18 protein-coding genes and 1 riboswitch are annotated in these 22640 nt (G+C 33.7%); of the genes, 5 read left to right on the forward strand and 13 right to left on the reverse strand.

The window, feature by feature from the left end:
• Positions 1–3: 3 nt before the first annotated feature.
• The 3 genes from HM985_RS03000 to HM985_RS03010 all read right to left on the reverse strand — a co-directional run bounded on the left by HM985_RS03000 (position 4) and on the right by HM985_RS03010 (position 2738).
• Positions 4–1614 (reverse strand): S41 family peptidase, encoded by a 1611-nt coding sequence (locus HM985_RS03000; RefSeq protein WP_179374804.1) that lies wholly within the window; start codon positions 1612–1614, stop codon positions 4–6.
• The gene (locus HM985_RS03005; protein ID WP_179374805.1) at positions 1614–2045 is read right to left on the reverse strand and encodes a deoxycytidylate deaminase; all 432 of its coding nucleotides are present in this window, start codon (positions 2043–2045) and stop codon (positions 1614–1616) included. Before HM985_RS03005 ends, HM985_RS03000 begins: the two co-directional genes overlap by 1 nt.
• Positions 2046–2147: 102 nt before the next feature.
• Complete coding sequence (locus tag HM985_RS03010; RefSeq protein WP_179374806.1) at positions 2148–2738, reverse strand: HupE/UreJ family protein; 591 nt, start codon at positions 2736–2738, stop codon at positions 2148–2150.
• A gap of 136 nt (positions 2739–2874) precedes the next feature.
• Positions 2875–2998, forward strand: a riboswitch (SAM riboswitch).
• Between the two features lie 106 nt (positions 2999–3104).
• On the opposite strand from HM985_RS03010, the gene HM985_RS03015 reads away from it, so the two are divergent.
• From HM985_RS03015 to metF, 4 genes are all read left to right on the forward strand, one after another.
• A complete protein-coding gene (locus tag HM985_RS03015) occupies positions 3105–4274 on the forward strand; it encodes a trans-sulfuration enzyme family protein (protein WP_179374807.1) in 1170 nt (389 codons plus the stop codon).
• Positions 4275–4334: 60 nt separating this feature from the next.
• Positions 4335–5336, forward strand: coding sequence for a homocysteine S-methyltransferase family protein (locus HM985_RS03020; protein WP_179374808.1), 1002 nt, complete (start codon positions 4335–4337; stop codon positions 5334–5336).
• Positions 5337–5363: 27 nt separating this feature from the next.
• Entirely contained in the window at positions 5364–8039 is a 2676-nt protein-coding gene (metH, locus tag HM985_RS03025) for a methionine synthase (RefSeq protein WP_179374809.1), read from the forward strand.
• An 81-nt stretch (positions 8040–8120) separates the two neighbouring features.
• Positions 8121–9074 (forward strand): methylenetetrahydrofolate reductase [NAD(P)H], encoded by a 954-nt coding sequence (metF, locus tag HM985_RS03030; RefSeq protein WP_179374810.1) that lies wholly within the window; start codon positions 8121–8123, stop codon positions 9072–9074.
• Between the two features lie 3 nt (positions 9075–9077).
• Here metF and HM985_RS03035 read toward each other — a convergent pair whose 3' ends face one another.
• The 6 genes from HM985_RS03035 to HM985_RS03060 form a co-directional block, all read right to left on the reverse strand.
• Positions 9078–9914 (reverse strand): DMT family transporter, encoded by an 837-nt coding sequence (locus tag HM985_RS03035; RefSeq protein ID WP_449489491.1) that lies wholly within the window; start codon positions 9912–9914, stop codon positions 9078–9080.
• A gap of 484 nt (positions 9915–10398) precedes the next feature.
• The gene (locus HM985_RS03040; protein WP_179374812.1) at positions 10399–11955 is read right to left on the reverse strand and encodes a RagB/SusD family nutrient uptake outer membrane protein; all 1557 of its coding nucleotides are present in this window, start codon (positions 11953–11955) and stop codon (positions 10399–10401) included.
• A 44-nt stretch (positions 11956–11999) separates the two neighbouring features.
• Complete coding sequence (locus HM985_RS03045; RefSeq protein WP_246284943.1) at positions 12000–15053, reverse strand: SusC/RagA family TonB-linked outer membrane protein; 3054 nt, start codon at positions 15051–15053, stop codon at positions 12000–12002.
• 437 nt (positions 15054–15490) lie between these two features.
• Positions 15491–16009, reverse strand: a complete 519-nt coding sequence (locus HM985_RS03050; RefSeq protein ID WP_179374813.1) for a LacI family DNA-binding transcriptional regulator — start codon at positions 16007–16009, stop codon at positions 15491–15493.
• Positions 16006–16674 carry a bifunctional 4-hydroxy-2-oxoglutarate aldolase/2-dehydro-3-deoxy-phosphogluconate aldolase gene (locus HM985_RS03055; RefSeq protein WP_179374814.1) on the reverse strand — a complete coding sequence of 223 codons (669 nt, stop codon included), beginning with the start codon at positions 16672–16674 and terminating at the stop codon, positions 16006–16008. The genes HM985_RS03050 and HM985_RS03055 overlap by 4 nt, the downstream gene beginning before the upstream one ends.
• 3 nt (positions 16675–16677) lie before the next feature.
• Positions 16678–17724 (reverse strand): sugar kinase, encoded by a 1047-nt coding sequence (locus HM985_RS03060; RefSeq protein WP_179374815.1) that lies wholly within the window; start codon positions 17722–17724, stop codon positions 16678–16680.
• A gap of 150 nt (positions 17725–17874) precedes the next feature.
• Here HM985_RS03060 and HM985_RS03065 point away from each other — a divergent pair, with 150 nt between their 5' ends.
• Positions 17875–18891, forward strand: a complete 1017-nt coding sequence (locus tag HM985_RS03065; RefSeq protein WP_179374816.1) for a LacI family DNA-binding transcriptional regulator — start codon at positions 17875–17877, stop codon at positions 18889–18891.
• A gap of 57 nt (positions 18892–18948) precedes the next feature.
• On the opposite strand, the gene HM985_RS03070 is transcribed toward HM985_RS03065, so the two are convergent.
• The 4 genes from HM985_RS03070 to HM985_RS03085 all read right to left on the reverse strand — a co-directional run bounded on the left by HM985_RS03070 (position 18949) and on the right by HM985_RS03085 (position 22609).
• Complete coding sequence (locus HM985_RS03070) at positions 18949–19713, reverse strand: SDR family NAD(P)-dependent oxidoreductase (protein ID WP_179374817.1); 765 nt, start codon at positions 19711–19713, stop codon at positions 18949–18951.
• Positions 19714–19748: 35 nt separating this feature from the next.
• Positions 19749–21140, reverse strand: a complete 1392-nt coding sequence (locus tag HM985_RS03075) for an MFS transporter (RefSeq protein ID WP_179374818.1) — start codon at positions 21138–21140, stop codon at positions 19749–19751.
• Positions 21141–21154: 14 nt separating this feature from the next.
• On the reverse strand, positions 21155–21856 hold the full coding sequence (locus HM985_RS03080; RefSeq protein WP_179374819.1) for a FadR/GntR family transcriptional regulator: 702 nt from the start codon (positions 21854–21856) through the stop codon (positions 21155–21157).
• A 405-nt stretch (positions 21857–22261) separates the two neighbouring features.
• Positions 22262–22609 (reverse strand): cupin domain-containing protein, encoded by a 348-nt coding sequence (locus HM985_RS03085; protein WP_179374820.1) that lies wholly within the window; start codon positions 22607–22609, stop codon positions 22262–22264.
• Between the last annotated feature and the right edge of the window lie 31 nt (positions 22610–22640).

Here is a 22640-nt window from a genome sequence, read left to right on the forward strand (position 1 = left end):
ATCTTAATCTTGCTTATAATTGGGATATTCTGAACTTAGAATAATCACCTCTTGCACCATAACATCATCTTTATTTATAATTTCTTCAAATGCGTTATCATCATATAATTGAAGTGCTAATGTTGCTTTAATAATTCGTTTTATTTCGGCATCATAAACCGCAAAACTAATACTGGTTCGCTCTCTTTGATTTACATATTCTTGAAAACGGATAGCAATAGCATCGCTGACTTCAAAATTATTAATAAAATCATATTTAGAAATATCCTGATATAAAGTACGATCTTTATCTAATTCTTCAAAAACAAAATAACCAAAATATCCTCGACGTCTTAAATAATTAATGGTTTCATTATCAAATAAGTTATCTACGGGTACAAAAACATCTGGAATGATACCTCCACCTCCATAAACTACTTTTCCTTTCGGTGTTGTAAATTTTAAAGAATCATCTACAACAATACTTTCTTCATCTGCTAATTCACCTGTTCTAAGTCGTTTATAATAATCGTTGTAATAACTTTCACTATCACCGTTAGTATAAGGTTTTTGTATGGATCTCCCTGTTGGTGTAAAATATCTAGAAACCGTTAAGCGAACCGCACTACCATCACCTAAAGCCATTTCTCTTTGCACTAAACCTTTGCCGTAAGAACGCCTACCTACAATGATACCTTTATCATTATCTTGAAGTGCGCCTGCAATCACTTCACTTGCTGATGCAGAATTTTCATTGATAAGAATATAAAGTTCACCATCCTCAAAATCACCATTTCTTGTTGCATATATATGCTCTTCTTTCCCTCTTTTATCTTTTGTGAACAATATAAGTTTACCGTCCTCTAAAAATTCGTCTGCAATTTGCTCTGCTATACCTAAAAAACCTCCAGGATTATCTCGTAAATCTAAGGCAAGTTTAGTAGCACCAAGATCTTTTAATTCATCTAATGCAATTTTAAATTCTCTATAGGTTGATTCCGCAAAACGATTCATTTTTATATACCCTAAATTATCCGTTAGCATATATGTTGCTGTAACACTTTTAATTGGTATGTTTTTACGTTTTACATTAAACTCTAGTAATTCATCTTCTCCTTTTCTGTAAACCGTAAGTTTAACGCTGGTATTTCTATCACCTTTTAGTTTTTCACCGATGGTCTCACTAGAGATATTAGCGCCGTAAAGCGTATCTGAATTTGCAAGAAGAATACGATCGCCACTAATAATACCCGCCCTTTCACTTGGTCCATTTTTAGTGGGTTTTACAACTGCAATACTATCTTTGTAGGGATAAAAATTAATACCAATGCCCACAAAATCACCTTTCATGTTTTCAGTAACACGTTCTAAATCTTCTTTAGGAATATAAGTAGAATGTGGATCTAAATTATGCAGTATGCCATTTACAGTAACATCTACAATGCTGTCCGTATTAACTTCCTCTACATATTCATAATCTATATAATCGATTAATCTGTTCAGCTTGTTTTTCTTACTATTCGTAGTAAAAAGATTATCTGAAGTATCCGAAAAATTTAATTTCCCACCTATAACAACACCTGCTGCTATTGCAACACCTATAATAAGTGGTATATATTTATTTTTTGTTGCCATTAGGCATTTAAATCTTCTATAAGTTCAAGCTGAATTCCTGCTTTTTCAAGAAATTTAATTCCTGAATCATCTTTATAACCTTGATGGTAAACAACTCTAACAATTCCTGCTTGGTGAATTAATTTACTACACTCCTTACAAGGTGATAATGTAATATACAGCGTAGCTCCTTGGCAAGATTGTGTAGATGAAGCCACTTTTAAAATCGCATTTGCTTCAGCGTGCAACACATACCATTTGGTATAACCCTCATCATCTTCGCAGTAATTTTCAAAACCTGTAGGTGTTCCGTTATAACCATCAGAAATGATCATTCTATCCTTTACAATTAAAGCTCCTACTTGTTTGCGTTCGCAATGAGATAGTTTCCCCCACTCTTTAGCAATTCGCAAATAAGCTTTATCGTATCGAAGCTGTTTTATTTTTGACATTAATAAATTTTGTTATTCTGATGCATGTTGTTAATAACGAAGATAATCGGATAGTATTTTATTCCTCTTTTTCTTCGCGTTAAAATTTTACCAAACTTTCTGTTAATTCATCAAATCGCTTCCTAAAATCATCGGAATCACTAATCCTACAACAATAGATGAAAGAACCATAATCCAATCGCGGCGTGAAAATCTGAATACTGTCTGACATAAGAAACCAATAAATAACACAATAAATACAATAATAACTTGGGCAAGTTCAATACCTAAAGCAAACTCTATTAGTAGTTCTAATTTATTTTCAGATTGGCCCGAAAACATTTTAAACTCTCTAGCGAAACCTAATCCATGAACAATTCCAAAAAACAAAGTGGTAAAAAACAACAGACCAACTTTATTGTCTTTAGATTTTTTACCCGCCGTAAACACATTATAGAGTGCCATTATTAAAATCGTTACAGGTATCAAAAACTCTACTAGTTCGCCATTAATACTCACAACTCCGTATGCCGCTAACACCAATGATAGCGTATGACCTACAGTAAAAGTTGTCACTAAAAGCAAAACGCGTTTCCAATCGTTAAACAGGTAAGGAACAGCTAATACCATTAAAAAAAGAATATGGTCGTAACCATTGATATCTAAGACGTGGTTCATGCCATATTGAACATTAAACCAAAAATTTTCTAGCATATGTAATATTTTAGGGAATTCCAAAGTTACAATTAAAATGCAATATGCCCTCGATAAAAAAAAAGTGAATAAAATTTGTTTAATACTAATTTCTTTCGCAATATTGTAGTTCACAAAGTTCAAATAACTTATTGAAATGTTATCAAGAAAGGTGGAGGGATAGACCCTATGAAACCTTAGCAACCCTTAAACTTATTAAGAAGGTGCTAAATTCTACTTAATTTTCGATTCATTTATCGAATAATTTAGATAGATAACCCAATATAATTACCTCATCACGGTAATTTATACCCTTGTAGCATTTTTCTATTTACACGTCAAATTTTTGACGCATTTGATTTTTGGTTTATCATAAAACTAAGAAAAATGAGTTCAAAACACATTGAAACAGAAGCTATAAGAACACAAATTGAGCGTTCTCAATATCTAGAACATTCTAGCCCTTTGTATTTAACATCTAGCTACGTATTTGAAGATGCTGAAGATATGCGCGCATCGTTTGCTGACGAAAAACAACGTAATATTTACAGTCGCTATTCTAACCCTAACTCATCAGAATTCGTAGAAAAGGTGTGTCTAATGGAAGGTGCAGAACGTGGTTACGCTTTTGCTTCTGGTATGTCCGCCGTGTTTTCAACTTTTGCAGCATTACTCGATGCTGGCGATCATATCGTTTCTTGTCGTAGTATTTTTGGTTCCACTCAAACCTTATTTAACAACATACTACCGAAATGGAATATTTCGAGCAGCTATTTTAAAATTGATGAATTAGATAAAATTGAAAATCTAATTCAACCTAATACTAAAGTGATTTATGCTGAGAGCCCTACAAATCCTGCTGTAGACATTTTAGATTTACAACGCTTAGGAGATATTGCAAAAAAGCACAATCTTATATTTATAATAGACAATTGTTTTGCAACACCATACTTGCAGCAGCCTATAAAATTTGGTGCCAATTTAGTAATTCATTCTGCTACTAAATTAATGGATGGACAAGGTAGAGTGTTGGGTGGTGTCACAGTTGGTAGTGTAGATCTAATCCAAAAAATATATTTATTTTCTAGAAATACAGGTCCTGCTTTATCACCATTTAATGCCTGGGTTTTATCTAAAAGTTTAGAAACCTTACCTGTTAGAGTCGATAGACATTGCGATAATGCATTAAAAGTTGCGACATTTTTAGAGTCTAACGACAATGTAAACTTTGTAAAATATCCATTTCTAAAATCGCATCCACAATACGAATTAGCAAAAAAACAAATGAAACTAGGAGGCAATGTTGTTGCTTTTGAAATAAAAGGAGGCATTGAAGCAGGCAGAAAGTTCCTTAACTCCATTAAGTTATTATCACTTTCAGCAAATTTAGGTGATACACGAAGTATTGTAACACATCCTGCATCTACAACACATGCAAAAATACCAGAAGATGTCCGTTTAGAAACAGGTATAACTTCAGGATTAATCAGAGTATCTGTTGGCTTGGAACATCCAGAAGATATTATTAACGATTTAAAACAAGCTTTAGAAAACTAAGGTTAGTTCGAGTGATTTTATGCCATCGGAATAAAGTTGCATCGAGAACACACACATATTATGAGCACAATAACAGACGAATTACAAAAGCGAATCTTGGTTTTAGATGGAGCTATGGGAACTATGCTTCAACAATACAATTTTCAAGAAGAAGATTTTAGAGGCGAACGTTTTAAAGATTACCCATCACCTTTACAAGGAAATAACGATTTACTATCACTTACACAACCTGAAGCTATTGCAGAAATTCATGCAAAATATTTTGAAGCTGGCGCAGACATCGTAGAAACTAATACGTTTTCTGGAACTACAATCGCTATGGCAGATTATGACATGGAAGATTTAGCATATGAGTTGAATTTTGAATCGGCTAAAATCGCAAAACAAGTCGCTGACAAATTCACAAAAGAAAACCCCGAAAAACCGCGTTTTGTTGCAGGAAGTATTGGCCCAACAAATAAAACAGCAAGTTTATCACCAGATGTGAATCGACCAGAATACAGAGCGATTACATTTAATGAATTACGCATCGCCTACAAACAACAAGTAGAAGCCTTAATTGATGGAGGCGTTGATTTGCTTTTAGTCGAAACTATTTTTGATACATTAAATGCAAAAGCAGCTTTATTCGCCATTGAAGAAGTAAAAGAAGAACGCCATATTGATATTCCAATAATGGTTTCAGGAACCATAACAGATGCTTCTGGTAGAACATTATCCGGGCAAACGGTCGAAGCCTTTTTAACTTCAATTTCACATATTCCATTATTGAGTGTTGGATTTAATTGTGCCCTTGGAGCGCAACAATTAAAACCTTATTTGCAAAGACTTTCTAACGAAACGGAATTTTTCACTTCGGCCCATCCTAACGCAGGTTTACCAAATGCCTTTGGAGAATACGAAGAAACACCAAAGCAAATGCAACAATATATTGAAGACTATTTAAAAGATGGATTAATAAATATAATTGGTGGTTGCTGCGGTACGAGTCCTGACCATATAAAAGCCATTGCTGAAGCTGCCAAAAACTACGAACCAAGAAAAATTGTCATTTCTGCATAACCAGGAATCTACTTTTAAAAGACTGACATGACTGAAACAAAAAAATACCTTACCCTTTCTGGTTTAGAACCCTTAGTAATAACACCAGAAAGCAACTTCATTAACGTTGGAGAACGCACAAACGTTACTGGTTCCCGAAAATTTCTTCGACTTATAAAAGAAGAAAAATACGATGAAGCTTTAGAAGTCGCAAGAGATCAGGTTGATGGTGGTGCACAAATTCTGGACGTTAACATGGATGAAGGGATGTTAGATGGTGTTTATGCCATGACGACCTTTTTAAATTTGATTGCTTCAGAACCCGATATTTCTCGAATCCCCTTAATGATTGATAGTTCTAAATGGGAAATCATAGAAGCTGGCTTACAAGTCGCTCAAGGAAAATGTGTAGTAAATTCTATCAGTTTAAAGGAAGGTGAAGCCCAATTTAAACATCATGCAAAACTCATAAAACGTTATGGAGCTGCTGTAGTCGTGATGGCTTTTGACGAAGATGGTCAAGCCGATAATTACAATAGACGGATCGAAATTTGTAAACGTTCGTATCATATTTTGGTTAACGAGCTTAAATTCCCTGCTCAAGATATCATTTTTGACCCAAACATTTTTCCTGTAGCAACAGGTATGGATGAGCATCGCAGAAATGCGCTCGACTTTTTTGAAGCGACCAAATGGATTAGAGAAAACCTACCTTATGCTAATGTTTCTGGTGGTGTAAGTAATGTATCGTTTTCTTTTAGAGGAAATAATATTGTACGTGAAGCAATGCACTCAGCTTTTTTATACCATGCGATTAAAAATGGTATGAATATGGGTATTGTTAATCCAACAATGCTCGAGATTTATGATGAAATTGACAAAGATTTATTAGAACGCGTAGAAGATGTTTTGTTTGATAGACGTGATGACGCCACTGAGCGTTTATTAGATTTTGCTGAATCCTTAAAAGGACAGAAAAAAGAACATGAAGAAAAGGTATTAGAATGGAGAAGTAATCCTTTACAGGAACGAATTACACATGCCTTAGTTAAAGGTATTGATGCTTTTATTCTTGAAGATGTGGAAGAAGCACGTGTAGCTTCAGACAAACCAATTCATGTTATAGAAGGTCATTTAATGATTGGTATGAACGTGGTTGGTGATTTATTTGGAAGCGGTAAAATGTTTTTACCTCAAGTGGTAAAATCGGCACGCGTAATGAAAAAAGCTGTTGCTTACCTTCAACCTTTTATTGAAGCCGAAAAAGATGGAAAACAAGAATTTGCAGGTCGTATTTTAATGGCCACCGTAAAAGGCGATGTGCATGATATTGGAAAGAATATTGTAAGCGTTGTTTTAGGCTGTAACAATTACGAAATCATTGACCTTGGTGTTATGGTTCCACCAGAAAAAATAATTGAAACGGCCATAAGAGAAAAGGTGGATATTATTGGGTTGAGCGGATTAATTACACCATCACTTGATGAAATGGTTTATGTTTCTAAAGAGCTAGAAAAACAAAACGTAAAAATCCCTCTTATTATTGGAGGCGCAACAACCTCTAGAGCACATTCGGCTGTAAAAATTGCACCACATTACACAAATACTGTTGTTCATATCAATGATGCATCGAGAGCAGTAACTGTCGTTGGAGATTTACTCAAAAAAGACAGCAAAATATATAAAAATCAGATTCGTGAGGAGTACGATTTGTTTAGAGAACAATTCTTAAAACGAACTCGGAAAAAAGAATATTTAACGATTAAAGACGCGCGAAAAAACAAATTTAATATTGATTGGAATACTTCTGAAATCGTAAAACCAAAACAATTAGGGGTTCAAGTTATTGAAGATTTTGATATTACTAAACTTGAAGAATTTATAGATTGGTCACCATTTTTTAGAAGTTGGGATTTACACGGAAAATATCCTGCGATTTTAACGGATAATGTCGTTGGAGAACAAGCCACAGAATTATTTGCTGATGCAAAAGTATTATTGAAACGTATTTTTGATGAAAAGCTGTTAAAAGCAAAAGCCATTTTTGGTTTGTTTGAAGCCAATACGACTAATGATGATGATATTGAGATTAAGGATACTTCAGGTAAAATAGTAGATACATTTTTAACGCTACGTCAACAATCCAAAAAATCAGAAGGAAAACCAAACATTGCTTTATCAGATTTTATAGCACCAAAAGCAACAGAAAAACAAGATTATATGGGTTGTTTTTGTGTGTCAACCGGATTTGGAACCGCAGAATTAGCGGCTCAATTTGAAGCAGAGCACGATGATTATAATTCGATTATGATTAAAGCACTTGCCGATAGGCTAGCCGAAGCTTTTGCAGAATACTTACACAAAGAAGTTAGAATTAACCATTGGAATTACACCAATGACAACAACCTAACTAACGATGATTTAATTAAAGAAAACTATAAAGGTATTCGTCCTGCACCTGGTTATCCTGCTTGTCCTGATCACTTAGAAAAGAAAACTATTTGGAACCTTTTAAAGGTTAAAGAAAACATTGGAGTTGAGCTTACAGAAAGTTTAGCAATGTGGCCAGCCGCCAGTGTTAGTGGTTACTATTTTGCAAACCCAGAAGCTAAATATTTTGGATTAGGAAAAATAAAAGAAGATCAGGTTGAAGATTACTCTAAAAGAAGAAATATTTCAAATGAAGAAGCAACGAAATGGTTGAGTCCTAACATTGCAGATTAACTGTCATTCCTGCGCAAGCAGGAATCTATTTTATAATATAATTAGTAATTAAAAAGATTCCCACTTTCGTGGGAAGTGCGTATGAAAGTAACAGATCACATAAAAAACGCTAACGGAAAAACATTATTTTCTTTTGAAATTATTCCACCAAGAAAAGGAAATAGTATTCAGCAATTGTATAACAATATTGACCCTTTAATGGAATTCAAACCACCTTTTATAGATGTGACTACCTCTAGAGAAGAGTATCTTTATATTGAAAAGCAAGGGCTGTTAGATCGTAAAATTACACGTATGCGGCCTGGAACTGTTGGTATTTGTGCTGCGATAAAACATAAGTATGATGTAGATACGGTTCCGCATGTATTATGTGGTGGATTTACAAAAGAAGAAACCGAATATTTATTGGTTGATTGTCATTACTTAGGTTTAAATAATGTGATGGCATTACGAGGAGATGCGATGAAACATCAGCAATATTTTGAAGCTTGCGATGGTGGACATCAATTTGCAAAAGGCTTGGTGAGTCAGATTCAGAATCTAAACAATGGACACTATTTACATGATGTTCTTGAAGCTGATGATAAATCTGATTTTTGTATTGGTGTTGCTGGTTACCCTGAAAAACATCTTGAATCCCCTTCTTTAAAAACAGATTTAAAACGCTTAAAAGAAAAAGTAGATGCAGGTGCAGATTACGTAGTTACCCAAATGTTTTTTGATAACAATAAGTATTTTGAATTTGTAAAAGCGGCAAAGGCAGAAGGGATAAATGTGCCTATAATTCCAGGTATAAAACCCTTAGCTGTAAAACGTCATTTACAATTATTACCACAAGTCTTTAAAATTGATTTACCTGAGGATTTAATAGAAGCTGTTGATGGCTGTAAATCGAACGAGCAAGTACGACAAGTTGGTGTAGAATGGGCTATACAGCAATCTAAAGAATTGCAACAAGCAGGTGTGCCAGTATTGCACTACTACTCTATGGGAAAAAGTGATAATGTAAAAGCGATTGCTTCAGAACTATTTTAAATATTAAGCTTTTTTCTTTGTAATCACATTCAACGTTAAGCCCAAGACAATAAGTAAAATTCCGAAAACAGTCCAAATGGTATAAATTTCACTAAACCAGAATAAGCCGATGATCATGGTAAAAATAACCTCTAGATATTTAAGTGGTGCTATTTGATTGGTCTCGCCTACTTGCATGGCTTTGGTCATGTACAATTGCGCAAAATAGCCAAAAACACCTAAACTTAATAATACTAGCCATTCTTTACCAACAGGATTTACCCAATCGGTAATAGCTAACACACCACCAATAACCGCTGATATAATCATAAAATAATTGACTACAACTACTGGGTGATCTCCACTTCCAATTTTCCGTATAGTGATATAAACTAGTCCTACAAACACCGCCGAAATTAAAGCAAACACAATACCTTTAATATCCATTTCGGTATCAAATCCTTTTAACACAAGTACACCAATAAATGCAATTAGGAAAAATAACCATTGAATAGGTTTTATTTTTTCGTTTAGAAATAGCAAGGCAAAAAATGCCGCAAATATTGGACCGATATATCGAATGGAAACTGCTGTTCCCATGGCAATATATTTTATAGACAAAAAGAATAATGTCATAGAAATGAGCCCGAAGATACTTCGCATTACTAAGAGTCCTTTTTTATTTCCTAATAACGAAATTTTATTTTTCAATAAAAATGGCATCGTAAAAAACAAAGACCCTATAGATCTAAAAAAAACAATTTGATAGACACCAAAATTATCTAAAGACTTCACAAAAGCATTCATTAGCGTAAATGCTAAAGCGCTTATAACCATGTATTGTATTGCTTTTTTCAGAATGTATTTGGGGTTGAAAGCTTAGAATTTAAGCTAGTTTTTACTAAGAAGCAATTTACATAATATATCACGAAAATTTAATAGAAAATAGTGCAATTTTCTACATCTAACATAGCATCGCAATCGAATGACATTACTTTGGTCTTGATTAAAATTTAGAGTTAGTAACTTTTAAAATTAACAGTACTGATGATTACTATAATGTCATTTTTATATGCTTCGGAAGAAATACTATTTTTATTTTTTAGTAAGTTAAAAAAGTAAAATAAACTTTTATCATTCTTTAAAGTCGTACTAGTCTAAAAACGCTCCTTCTGTATACAAAAAAAGTATCTGAGCCTAATTTAAAATAATGGTTACACTATTTTAAATTAGGCTCAGCTACTTAAATAACAATATCTTATTATGGGTTTGCACCACATGACCAGTGCAAACCCAAAATTATAAGACGAAAAGAATAAATCTTTTCTACTCCCTAGTAACAAATTTAATATCCTGGATTCTGTGGTAATAAGTTAGGGTTTCTTTCTAACTCATCTTCAGGTAATGGTAATAAATAATCAGTTGAAGAAAAGTTCGACTTTGCTCCTTCTAAACCAGAAGTACCAAAAGCCACTCCACCAAGCTGTCTTCTTACTATATCATACCATCTTTTTCCTTCAAAAGCAAGTTCTAATCTACGTTCCTCTAAAACATCTGCTACAGTTACAGTTCCTGTAAGGTCTGCTGGAACAGTACTTGGTGCCACAGTTACAGCAACACTCGCTCCTGTCATAGTCTCACCACCCATTCTTGCTCTTGCTCTTACTTGATTAACATAGTTTAATGCAGATGCATTATTTCCTAATTCTACTGCAGATTCAGCAGCAATCAACAACACCTCAGCATAACGAATCATAGAATAATTATGACTTGTTGCTCTTGCATTTGCACGAGCAAAAGGCTCAGGAAAGCGCGTGTATTTTGCGATATATGGTACGTTTTTAGCGAATTCATGTGCACTGACATCAAATTGAGTATAAGGATATTCTACATCAGGTGTCTCTGGATCATTATCATCATCAAATTTTGCAGTATCATCTAAACTAACGGCTCTTCTGTAATCACCTGCATCCCAAGTTGTGTAAACCTCAAGAGATGGTACAGCAATGGACCATCCACCACCTGAATTTCTAACATCTCCTCTAATACCAGTCATTGGTGCGATTTGATCATAAGCATTGTCATCAGCTTCAAAATTATTATAATCTAAAGCAAATATTGGCTCTAAAGAAGCATCTATAACACTTGCATCAAATAAATTCTGAAAATTAGATTCTAAAGCTAAATTATAAGTTCCTGCGTTATTAATGACTTCTGTAGACTCATCATAAGCAAGTTGCCATTCTTCCATTGTTAAATAAACTAAAGCTAAATAAGAACTTGCTGCTGCTTTAGAAGGTATTGCTCTAGATGTCACCGTATTTGGCAACCATGCTTTAGCAAACTCTAAATCTGAAATAATATTTGCATAAACTTCTGATGCTGGTGTTCTACTCATAGAAGTCGCTGCATCTACATCTGTAATTGGCGCATCAATGTAAGGTACATCTCCAAATAACCTTACTAAATGAAAATAGTAAAATGCTCTTGCAAAGTATGCTTGTGCTGTAACAGGATTTTTAATTTCATCTGCTACACCAACGTCTTCTGCACCTGCAATTGCTTGGTTAGCTGCTGCAATCCCTTGATATGTTTTTGGCCAAAACTCACTTATCATACCATTACTGGCCAACGTAGTAAATTCGTCCATTTCAACCCTTCTTGTTTCGTTAGAAGCAAGAGCAACCATATCCGAACGTAACATTAATGCTACAGAGAGTTTTCTTCCCCAAAACATTTCATTAATAGCGTGTGTTAACGAACCATCTACTGCTGTTTGTATATCTCCTGTAGTTTGAAAAAATCCTTCAGGTGATAATAAACCAACTGGTTCTTCTTCTAAATCTGAACATCCAAATACGGATACTCCTATGAGTAATAATAAAATTTTATATGATTTCATTTTTTTTTCTTTTAAATTAAAAAATAGTTCTTCTTTAATTAGTCTTAAAACTTAACGTTAAGACTAAAGTTTACAGACTTAACTGTTGGATAGTTTCCAAAATCAAATCCTTGAGCTGTATTAGCAGAAGTATTATTATCTCCACCAGCACCAAAATAATTAACTTCAGGATCTAAACCTGAGTAATCGGTAATAGTTAATAAATTCTGTGCGCTAAGTGTTAATCTTAAGTTATCAATTCCTAAGTTTTCAATAAGCTCTTGAGGAAAGTTATAACCTATTGCTATATTTTTTAATCTAATATAGCTACCATCTTCTACAAAACGAGAAGAAACTTCTCTATTACTGTTATTTCCAACACGTGGAGTGTTTGTATCTGTATTAGTTGGTGTCCATGCACTATAAAAATTATCTCGTGTAGTGTTTGCATCACCGTTAGATAACTGAGAATTCGTTAAGTTAAAGATATCTCCACCTTGAGAACCTTGAAAAAAGATACTCACATCAAAATTCTTGTAGCTAAAGTTGTTAGTTATCCCAAATGTATAATCAGGGTTTGGGTTACCAATTGTTCCTCTATCTGCTTCTGTAATATCTCCACTCCCATCTAAATCTGCAAATAATGGATCACCAGCAACACCTCCTGCTAAAGTTGCTGTACCTGATGGTAATGCTCCCCCTTGATAAACACCACTGTAATCATAACCCCAGAAAAGACCAACTTCTTCACCTACTCTTAAGACATAACTTCTATCATGACTAAAATAACTTGGAGTTGCATCGAAAAATAAATCGGCATCGTTTGCCAAACTCACAACTTCATTTTTGTTAAATGCAATATTAAAATCAGTACTCCAACTAAAGTTTTCGTTAGTAATGTTTCTTGTATTTAATGCAACTTCGAATCCTGTATTGTTTATTTCACCAATATTCGCTAAAATATCATCACCAGTGTAACCTAAGTACTCAGTAATAGTGTTATTAGTTAATATAAGATCCTTAGTATCAATATCATAATAATCTAATGAAAGCGTCACTCTATTATTAAAAAAACCTAAATCTAGACCTAAATTTGTTTGATAAGAAGACTCCCATTTTAAATCTGGGTTTGCTGCTTGTTCAGGTGTAATTGCACTGACAGTACCTCCATTACTAGACGCATAAAGTGTTTCAAATCTAGCTAAAGACTCGTAAGCACCAATAGATGGGTTACCAGTAACACCATAACTAACTCTTAATTTTAAGTTTGAAATTGTTTCACTCTCTTTTAAGAAATCTTCACTAGATACTTTCCAACCTAAAGCTGCTGAAGGAAAAAGAGCGTACTTTTCATTTTCTGAAAAGTTAGAGGCACCATCTCTTCTAATTGTAGCTGTTAATAAGTATTTATCATCATAATCATAATTTACTCTACCAAATTGAGACTGAATCTCTACTTCTGAGATAGAAGAATCTGGTTGTAATATATTAGTTGCAGAACTTAAACCATAAAAAGAAAAATTATCTGAGATAAATCCTGTAGCTTCAGAATAAAAATTTTCTGAAACAGTTTTTTGATAAGAATAACCTGCTAATAATGTTAAGTTTCCTTTTCCTAATTCTTTAGTATAAGTTAAGTAATTCTCACTTAACATAGTAGTAGACTTATCTTGCTCTACTGACGCCCTACCACTTTCCGCACCAGCGGTTTGAACCAACACTGATGGTAAATAAATACCTCTTGTTTGATTTTGAGTACTAAAACCATACGTAGTTTTAAAAGTAAGATCTTCTATAATATCATAATTCGCATAAAAATTAACTCTAAAATTATCTGTTTTAGTTTCATCAATTCTCTCCGTAGCGACAGCATATGGATTATCAACAGGATCCCCAACTGTATTTCCAAAGGTATAACTTCCATCAGTATTATATAAAGGTTGATCCGGCGCATACCTCATTGCTAAGGTAATAACATCATCTCCACCAGCTGAAACAGAACCATTAGATTGCGTAGCAGCACCATTCTTTGTCCCTCTACTTCCAAAAAGATTTAATCCTAATTTTAATTTATCTGAAACTTTAGCATCAATATTAGATAAGAAAGTTAAACGTTCAAAATCAGAATTAACTAATACACCATCTTGTTTAAAATAATTACCCGAAGCATAGAAGTTAATATTATCAGATCCACCTGAAAAAGAAAGTTGGTGATTTGCAGTACTACCAGACTTATAAATTAAGTCTTGCCAATCTGTATCAGCAGTTCCCTGAGGGTAAGCTGAAGTTACACCATTATTTGCTCTAATTTGATTTTGATAATCTGCAAATTCATCTGCATTTAATAAATCAATTTGGTTAGAAATACTTTGAACCGCGTAAGTAGAATTTAATTCTATAGAAATTTTACCAGTTTTTCCTTTTTTAGTGGTTACTAAAACAACACCATTAGAACCTCTTGAACCATAAATTGCAGTTGCTGAGGCATCCTTTAAAACTTCTAATGATTCAATATCGTTTGACTGAGGCATTGTAGCTCCAACAAATCCATCTACAACAATAAGAGGAGAACTACTAGCATTAATTGAAGTGTTACCTCTAATTTTAATATTAATAGGAGCACCTGGCTCACCACCATTATTAGACTGAACAACAACACCAGCTGCACGTCCTTGAAGAGCTTGAGCAGCATCTAATACAGGGAACGCATTTAATTCTTCTGATTTAACGGAAGAAACCGCACCTGTAATATCACTCTTTTTACGTGTACCATAACCAACAACGACAATTTCATCAAGTTGACTAGCGTCTTCTGCCAGTGTTACATCTATTACTGTTTTACTCCCTACAGTTACATCTTGTGGGACAAAACCAATATAACTAAACACTAACACAGCATCACTATTTTGTACTACAATAGTATAATTACCATCAAAATCCGTTGTAGCTCCTGTAGCGGTACCTTTAACAAGAATATTTGCTCCTGGCAAGGGGAGACCTTCAGGCTGACTAACTACAGTACCTGTTACTGTTTGCTGAGCATTTAATGCTAAGCCAAATAAAATAAACACCACTAATGGCACCCATTTCATTTTAATAAATTTAAGCTGTTTTTGCATAAGATTAGTTTTTAATTTGTTCTTTAAATATTACACTCACGATTTATTATTGTTAATGCTATCAGCATGTAGAGACAATAAATTATCGTGTTACCAAAATTGGTTGACCAGATTGGTTGACCAAATATAGTTAATTTTCTGTTAACTATAACGTTTTCGGAATTAATCCATAAAATATCTTAAAAAAAATAGAGCCTTAAGTCTTTACGGCAGTAAAAACCTCACATACAAAGACTTAATTAAAATAGTCATTCTTAAGAATACATCGAAATAACATTAAATAACACCTAATTTGACTAAAAACAGGTACGTATTTCAGTTTTTTTTAAACATTTCTAACTAAAAAACGCAGATTTCATCGTAAATCGAGAATTTCTTAAAAAAGAATAAATAAACTATTACTTTGACAAAATGAAGTGTGAAAAATCTAGTAATTACTAATCTGTTAACAGATTTAGCAGACTGTTGTAAGAGCGCCTTTTTATTTCTTCTAAAGGCAAATTATCTTTAACATTTAGTAATTCTAACGGAATGGAATTATAAGCATAGTCAGATATATGCTTTTCATCTTTCGAAATCACAATAACTCCATCAGTAGATCCATCATTTAAACTTTTGATGTAATCCATTTCTTTAGAATGTGAATTGAAGGATTGATATAATAAAATCCTATAACCAAAATCTTCTGCAGATTTTTGAACATAACAGAGTGCTTGGTTATAGGACTTATTAGTAACCTCTGGTAAAATCACAGCAATTGTAGATTGTGATTTTTTAACCCTTAATGCTACCGCATAATTGTTGGGAACATAATTAAATTCTTTAGCAATGGCCTGAATAGAATTACGCGTCGTTTTACTAACATCTAACTTATTATTTAATGCTTTTGACACTGTAGAAACAGAAAAGCCTGAAATAAGTGAGAGCTCCTTAATGGTTACTATTGATGATTTCAACTACGCAAAGATTTAATAATATCTAATGCATTTTTAGTGTCTGATTCAATTTTAGCTAAATCATAGTTGCCATCAGCACCTTTAGCGATCAATTGAGACCCCATACCAACACAAGTAACACCCGCTTTAAACCATCCTTCTAAATTTTCTCTAGTTGGTGCTACACCTCCTGTTGGCATAACACTAGTCCATGGTTGAGGGCCTTTTATTGCTTTAACAAAATCAGGACCATAAATACCTCCTGGAAATAATTTCACAACCTCACAACCTAACTCTTCAGCTCTACAAATCTCTGTTAAAGACCCACAACCTGGTGACCAAGCAACTTTACGTCTATTACAAACGATTGCAATATCTTCTCTTAAAACTGGTGTTACAATAAAATTAGCACCTAAGGCCATAAATCGAGAAGCTGAAGCTGCATCTGTAACAGAACCAACTCCCATAATCATTCCTGGTAATTCTTTAAGAACCCATTTATTAAGCTCTCCAAAAACTTCGTGAGCAAAATCACCTCTTGCAGTAAACTCTAGTAAACGTGCACCACCATCATAAGTAGCTTTGATTACTTTTTTACCAATTTCTAAATCTGCGTTATAAAATAAAGGAACCATTCCGGTCTCTTTCATAACATTTGCGACTTCTATTCTTGTATAATTTGCCATATCTTATCTTGCTACACGTCCAGAGGCATCTCCCCCCATTAATTTTTCTACTTCAGAAACCGTTACTAAGTTAGCATCCCCTTTAATTGTATGTTTTAAACATGAAGCTGCAACTGCAAAGTCTAATGCATTTTGGTCGTCTTCAGGATATTTTAATAATCCATAAATTAATCCTCCCATAAATGAATCACCACCACCTACTCTATCAACGATATCTGTAATTTGGTACTGACGCGTTTCGTACATTTTGGTACCATCATATAAAACTCCAGCCCAAGTATTGTGAGATGCAGAAATAGAACCTCTTAAAGTTGTAATTACTTTTTTAGCTCTTGGGAATTTTTCCATCATTTGTTTACAAACTGATAAAAATGCTTCCGCTTTTACATCATGTCCATTTTTATGAACGTCTAAACCTTCTGGGTGAATACCAAAATGCTTTTCTGCATCTTCCTCATTTCCTAAAACAACATCACAGTAAGACGTTAATTCTGTCATTACTTTTTCTCTATGTGCATCATCACAATATGTCCAAAGTTTTGCTCTATAATTTAAATCTGTTGAGATTGTAACCCCCATTTCGCTAGCGACTTTTACAGCTTCTAAACACGCATCTGCGGCACCTTGAGAAATTGCTGGTGTAATCCCTGTCCAATGAAACCAAGCAACATCTTTAAAAGCAGCTTTCCAATCTACCATTCCTGGCTCAATTTCAGAAATTGCAGAATGTGCTCTATCATATACAACTTTACTACCTCTACTTACAGCACCAGTTTCTAAGAAATAAATCCCTAAACGATCTCCTCCATAAACAATTTTGTCTACACCAACACCTCTTTTACGCATTTCCATCATGGCACATTCGCCAATATCATTTTTAGGTAAACGTGTAACAAAGTCTACTGGTACTCCGTAATTAGCTAATGATACTGCTACGTTAGACTCTCCACCACCGTAAACGACATCAAAAGTTGATGCTTGTGAAAACCTTAAAAATTGTTGCGGAGCTAACCTCAGCATAATCTCTCCAAAAGTGACTACTTTTTTCATTCTAAATATTCGTTTAATTAGTTATAATTTGTTGTTTTGCTTAAACGTTTAACCACACTATTTAAAATAAATCAAAACGAGATGGTTTTGATTGTTTTAGTTAAAAGCATTACTTTTGCTTAAACGTTTAAGCAAATATATAAAAAGTAGGTGAATAAAAAAAGAACAACCATAAAAGACATCGCAAATGTGTTAAATATTTCACCTGCAGCAGTTTCTAAAGCTTTACACGATGACTCTCGTATTAGCCTAAAAACAAAAGCAGCTGTTAAGCGTGTAGCAAAAGAATTAAACTATCAACCTAATCATTTGGCTAGTGCTTTAAGAAGAGGGAAAAGCAACTTAGTGGGGGTCGTTGTACCTAAAACAAATAGTAATTTCTTTTCATCGGTAGTTGAACAAATGGAAGCTGTGCTTAACAAAGCAGGCTACAATATTATCATTACGCAGTCTAACGAATCTTTTGAAAAGGAATGCAAAAATATAGACACATTATTATATACTCAAGTTGATGGTATTATTGCCTCGATGGCCAACGAAACTGTTGACTTATCTTATTACGAAAAAATTAAAGCCAATGGTATTCCACTCATATTATTTGATCGTGGTGAGAATGATCTTAATGTAGATTATGTTGGTATAGACGATTATAATAGTAGCCATGTTATTGTAGAACATCTCATTTCTAAAGGGTGTAAACGCATTGCCCATATCGGAGGTTATAGAAGAACTCGAATATTTAATAATAGAATTAAAGGCTACATTGATGCTATTTCAAAGAATAACCTACCCATCGATGATAGCTTAATTATTGAGAGTTCTTTAACCCTTGAGGATGGTAGAAAAGAAATGGCGCATCTTCTTCAATTAGAAAACAGACCAGATGCCGTCTATGTTGCTAGTGATTATGCTGCTCTAGGTGCGCTGCAGGTATTAAACGAAAACAACATAAAAGTACCTGAAGAAATTCGATTAATAGGTTTTGGCAACGAACCTTTTACATCTTTAGTAACACCGTCAATCTCTAGTATTGATCAGCACAGCAAAGATATTGGTAGAATTGCTGCCGAAACATTTTTAAAACGTGTTGAAGAACCTAAATTGAAACAAAGCTTAAATAAAATCATCCTCAATGCCGAATTAATAATCAGGGATTCATCAAAATAAATAAGCGCTATTGTATGACTACAATAACGCTTATTAAAATTATAATATGCCTTACTTTTAAATACCTAAAGCTTGACCACCACCAATTTGGATAGTTTCTGCTGTTACAAAAGAAGCATCTTCACTTGCTAAGAATGAAATTACACCAGCTACATCTTTAGGCTGACCTAATCTTCCTAACATAATGTTATTTGCCCATGAAGCAAACACCTCTGGCTTAGTTGCTTTAATCTGCGCATGAAAAGGAGTATCAATTGTACCTGGAGATACCGCATTAACTCTAATTCCATATTCAGCTAAATCTTTTGCTAATGCTCTAGTAATTGCATGAACACCTGCTTTAGATGTACCGTAGATACCAGCTCCTGGTCCACCTGCTGTCCATCCTGCATTAGATGTATAGTTAATTATAGATGGATGTGCTCCTTTTTTAAGAAAAGGTATTGCTGCTCTTGAAGCAAAAAATACAGAATCTAAGTTTAAAGCCATTACAAATCTATAAAAGTCTGTAGTCATTTCTTCAAATCGAGAACGACCACCTAAACCACCTGCGTTGTTTACAAGAACATCGATTCTACCGTACTTTTCACCAATTTTAGTAATGTTAGAAGTTACTTCATCTTCTTTAGTTACATCAAACCCTACGTATTCTGCAGTAATTCCTTCTGCAGTAAGTTCTTTTACTTTTTCAGCACCTGCTTCATCTTCTATACCATTTAAAACAACAGTATAACCATCTTTTCCTAATCTTTTTGCTACTTCAAAACCTATTCCGCCTGTAGCTCCTGTTACTATAGCTACTTTTCCTTTATTATTACTCATTTTTATTGATTTTACTGATTTAATATATAATTATGTTATACTTTTTTTGTCATTGGTTTTACTTTTGGAATAAATATCCAAACACTAGCAACTGTTAATAGTGCTAAAGTTGCACCTATTATAAAAGCTGGCGTATAATTTCCACCGCTTGTTAACCAAGGTACTAAATAGGTTAAACCTGCTGCTGTAAGTTTAGCTGCCATACCCGAAAATCCAGCTAAAGAACCTACTGTTTTTCCACTAAAAAGATCACTAGGTAGCGTTTGCACATTCCCAATCGCTGTTTGAAAACCGAATAAAATAACGGCCATTAATATTACTGCTGTTGTTGCACCTGGGTTTTGCATATCTGTTATACTAGTATCTATAGCACCAAGACCATTCAAAAAATGAATAACAGCTGTCTCAATACCTAGTGGATTAGACATTGCTAATAATGCTGGCAACATGACTAAACAACCTAGAGTAATTACCATCTTACGTGTTTTATCAACGTTCCATCCCTTTTTTAGTTTACTTCGCGCTAAAATACCACCATAATAAGCACCAACCATGGCACCTGCATAAGGCACCCAACCATATAATGCCATTGACTTAACGTCCATAGCAAAAACTTCATTTAGGTAAATAGGTATCCAGAAAACAAACAGCCACCAAATTGGGTCAATCGCTGCTGAAGCTAATATAACACCCCAACTTTGTTTATGGCCAAGTAACTCAGCAGTATTAGGGTTGTATTCTTGATCAGGGACTCCATCACCATCAAAATCCTCATTTTTTTGCCCTGTTAAAATATACTCGCGTTCTTCATCGGTAATCCATGGGTGATCTTTAGGAGCTGCTTTTACTAAAATCCACCAAGGTATTAACCAAAGCAAACCCGCTAAACCTATAAGAATGAATATCGATTTCCAACTAAAATATATTGATAACGTTGCAATTAACGGTATGGAAATAATTCCACCAATTGCAGCCCCTGAATTAAAAATACCCTGGGCAAGAGCACGCTCTTTCGTAGGAAACCATTCCGCATTTCCTTTAGTTGCTCCTGGCCAGTTTCCTGCTTCTGAAACCCCTAATATGGCACGGAATATTCCAAAACTTAAAATACCGTTAGCAAAAGCATGTAATGCTGTAGCAACAGACCAAACACCTATTGAGAGTACAAATCCCATTCGGGTACCTACCCAATCAAAAATCTTACCAAATATCGCTTGTCCAAATGCATAAGAAAAAACGAATATGATCGAAATTAATGCATAAATAGCTTTTGTTTCGTCAGCCGTGTGACCTGGATATAAATCATTTGCTATTTCTGGCCAAAGAACGCTTAGTGACGTACGATCTATATAATTTATAATTGTCGCAATCGCTATTAACGCAACTATCCACCAGCGTAAGCCTTTAACTTTTTTACTTTTTCCCATAATTAATTTAGGTATTAAATATTGTAACAATAATGATATAACTCACTAAAGTGATCTTTCATTTTTTGTTTTGCTATTTGTGGATTTTGTTGTTCAATTGCATTATAAATAGCTCTATGCTCTTCTATGCCTTGTAACGATCTACTATTATCACAAACATGATGTTTTTCAAAATTTGTAATAATCTCAGGCGTTATCATTAACATAAAAGTATTAATAGTTGCATTTCCACTTGCCTTAGCTATAGCTAGGTGAAATAGAAGATCTTCTTGTACTGCATCTTCACCATTAGTCACCTTATTTTCATAAGCTAATAAAGTAGATTTCAAATTTTCTAAGTCTGCCCTTGTTCTTCTTATAGAAGCTAACCTCACCGTTTTTAATTCTAAAAGAATCCTTGTTTCTACTAAGGCTTTAAAATCTTGATCTTCTAATCTTAGAATATCATCTATCATCCCATTCATCGCAGTAACTCCTATATTCGCAACAAATGTTCCACTTTGCGGTCTTGATATTAATAGACCATAAAGTTCTAATTTCTGAATAGCTTCTCTTACCACACCTCTTGATACTCCAAATTTTTCAGACAAAGTTCGCTCAGAAGGTAACTTATCACCTGGCTCAAGATTTTTTACATTTATGAGCTCTCCAATACTTGAGATTATCTCATTTTGAATTTTTGAACTTTCTGATTTTGTAGCCGTATCTAATTTCATATCAATTTGTAATAAGGGATGAATTTTCCATCCAAAAATAAGGTAGTTATTATTTATTATTATCGTCCTACCATTAATTTAAGTGATAAAAACAAATTAACAAACCTCTATCTTAAAGCAAGAATCTCAAAAAAACCAAAACAAACATCGTTAATGTTGATTTAACTTTTAATTCTTCCATAAGCTTTCAACCAATTAAAAATCAAGTGTTTAATTTAAAAAATCATCTGACATAATTCAACTACTAGCATAAACATATTAATCGAAAATTATATCAAAAAAAATTAGACAAAAAAATTGGTTAACCAGATTGGTTAACCAAATATATGTAAAATAATGTTAATTACAACGTTTTCGTATAAGAATCTCTGTTAAAAATTTAACTCCTAACAGAGATTTTTAATGTTACTCCATAAAATCTTCACGGATAGGACTGAAGACATCAATTAAGATACCAGCTTTTGTACATTTAGCACCATGTAATACGTGAGGTGGAATATAAACTGAATCACCATCTTTTACCGTTTGAGTAACCCCTCCGATTGAGAATTCCCATTCTCCATCAATAGCGTATGTTACTTGAGAATGATGATGTTCATGCTCGTAACCTATAGCTCCAACTTCAAAGAATACTTTAACAAGCATGATTTTATCATCATAACCCATGATCTTCCTTTTTATACCTTCACCTACAATTTCCCAGTCCTGTTTTTCATCTAATAAAAATTCTTTACTTGATCCGAATGATTTCATAATTCTATAATTTTAATTTATATGATTTTTT

This window comes from Winogradskyella wichelsiae (assembly GCF_013403925.1).
Taxonomy (GTDB): domain Bacteria; phylum Bacteroidota; class Bacteroidia; order Flavobacteriales; family Flavobacteriaceae; genus Winogradskyella; species Winogradskyella wichelsiae.

Bases quoted from the DNA above. Each gene is read 5' to 3' on its own strand.
- HM985_RS03000 (WP_179374804.1), bottom strand. From the start codon at position 1,614: ATGGCAACAAAAAATAAATATATACCACTTATTATAGGTGTTGCAATA.
- HM985_RS03005 (WP_179374805.1), bottom strand. From the start codon at position 2,045: ATGTCAAAAATAAAACAGCTTCGATACGATAAAGCTTATTTGCGAATT.
- HM985_RS03010 (WP_179374806.1), bottom strand. From the start codon at position 2,738: ATGCTAGAAAATTTTTGGTTTAATGTTCAATATGGCATGAACCACGTC.
- HM985_RS03015 (WP_179374807.1), top strand. From the start codon at position 3,105: ATGAGTTCAAAACACATTGAAACAGAAGCTATAAGAACACAAATTGAG.
- HM985_RS03020 (WP_179374808.1), top strand. From the start codon at position 4,335: ATGAGCACAATAACAGACGAATTACAAAAGCGAATCTTGGTTTTAGAT.
- metH (WP_179374809.1), top strand. From the start codon at position 5,364: ATGACTGAAACAAAAAAATACCTTACCCTTTCTGGTTTAGAACCCTTA.
- metF (WP_179374810.1), top strand. From the start codon at position 8,121: ATGAAAGTAACAGATCACATAAAAAACGCTAACGGAAAAACATTATTT.
- HM985_RS03040 (WP_179374812.1), bottom strand. From the start codon at position 11,955: ATGAAATCATATAAAATTTTATTATTACTCATAGGAGTATCCGTATTT.
- HM985_RS03045 (WP_246284943.1), bottom strand. From the start codon at position 15,053: ATGCAAAAACAGCTTAAATTTATTAAAATGAAATGGGTGCCATTAGTG.
- HM985_RS03055 (WP_179374814.1), bottom strand. From the start codon at position 16,674: ATGGCAAATTATACAAGAATAGAAGTCGCAAATGTTATGAAAGAGACC.
- HM985_RS03060 (WP_179374815.1), bottom strand. From the start codon at position 17,724: ATGAAAAAAGTAGTCACTTTTGGAGAGATTATGCTGAGGTTAGCTCCG.
- HM985_RS03070 (WP_179374817.1), bottom strand. From the start codon at position 19,713: ATGAGTAATAATAAAGGAAAAGTAGCTATAGTAACAGGAGCTACAGGC.
- HM985_RS03075 (WP_179374818.1), bottom strand. From the start codon at position 21,140: ATGGGAAAAAGTAAAAAAGTTAAAGGCTTACGCTGGTGGATAGTTGCG.
- HM985_RS03080 (WP_179374819.1), bottom strand. From the start codon at position 21,856: ATGAAATTAGATACGGCTACAAAATCAGAAAGTTCAAAAATTCAAAAT.
- HM985_RS03085 (WP_179374820.1), bottom strand. From the start codon at position 22,609: ATGAAATCATTCGGATCAAGTAAAGAATTTTTATTAGATGAAAAACAG.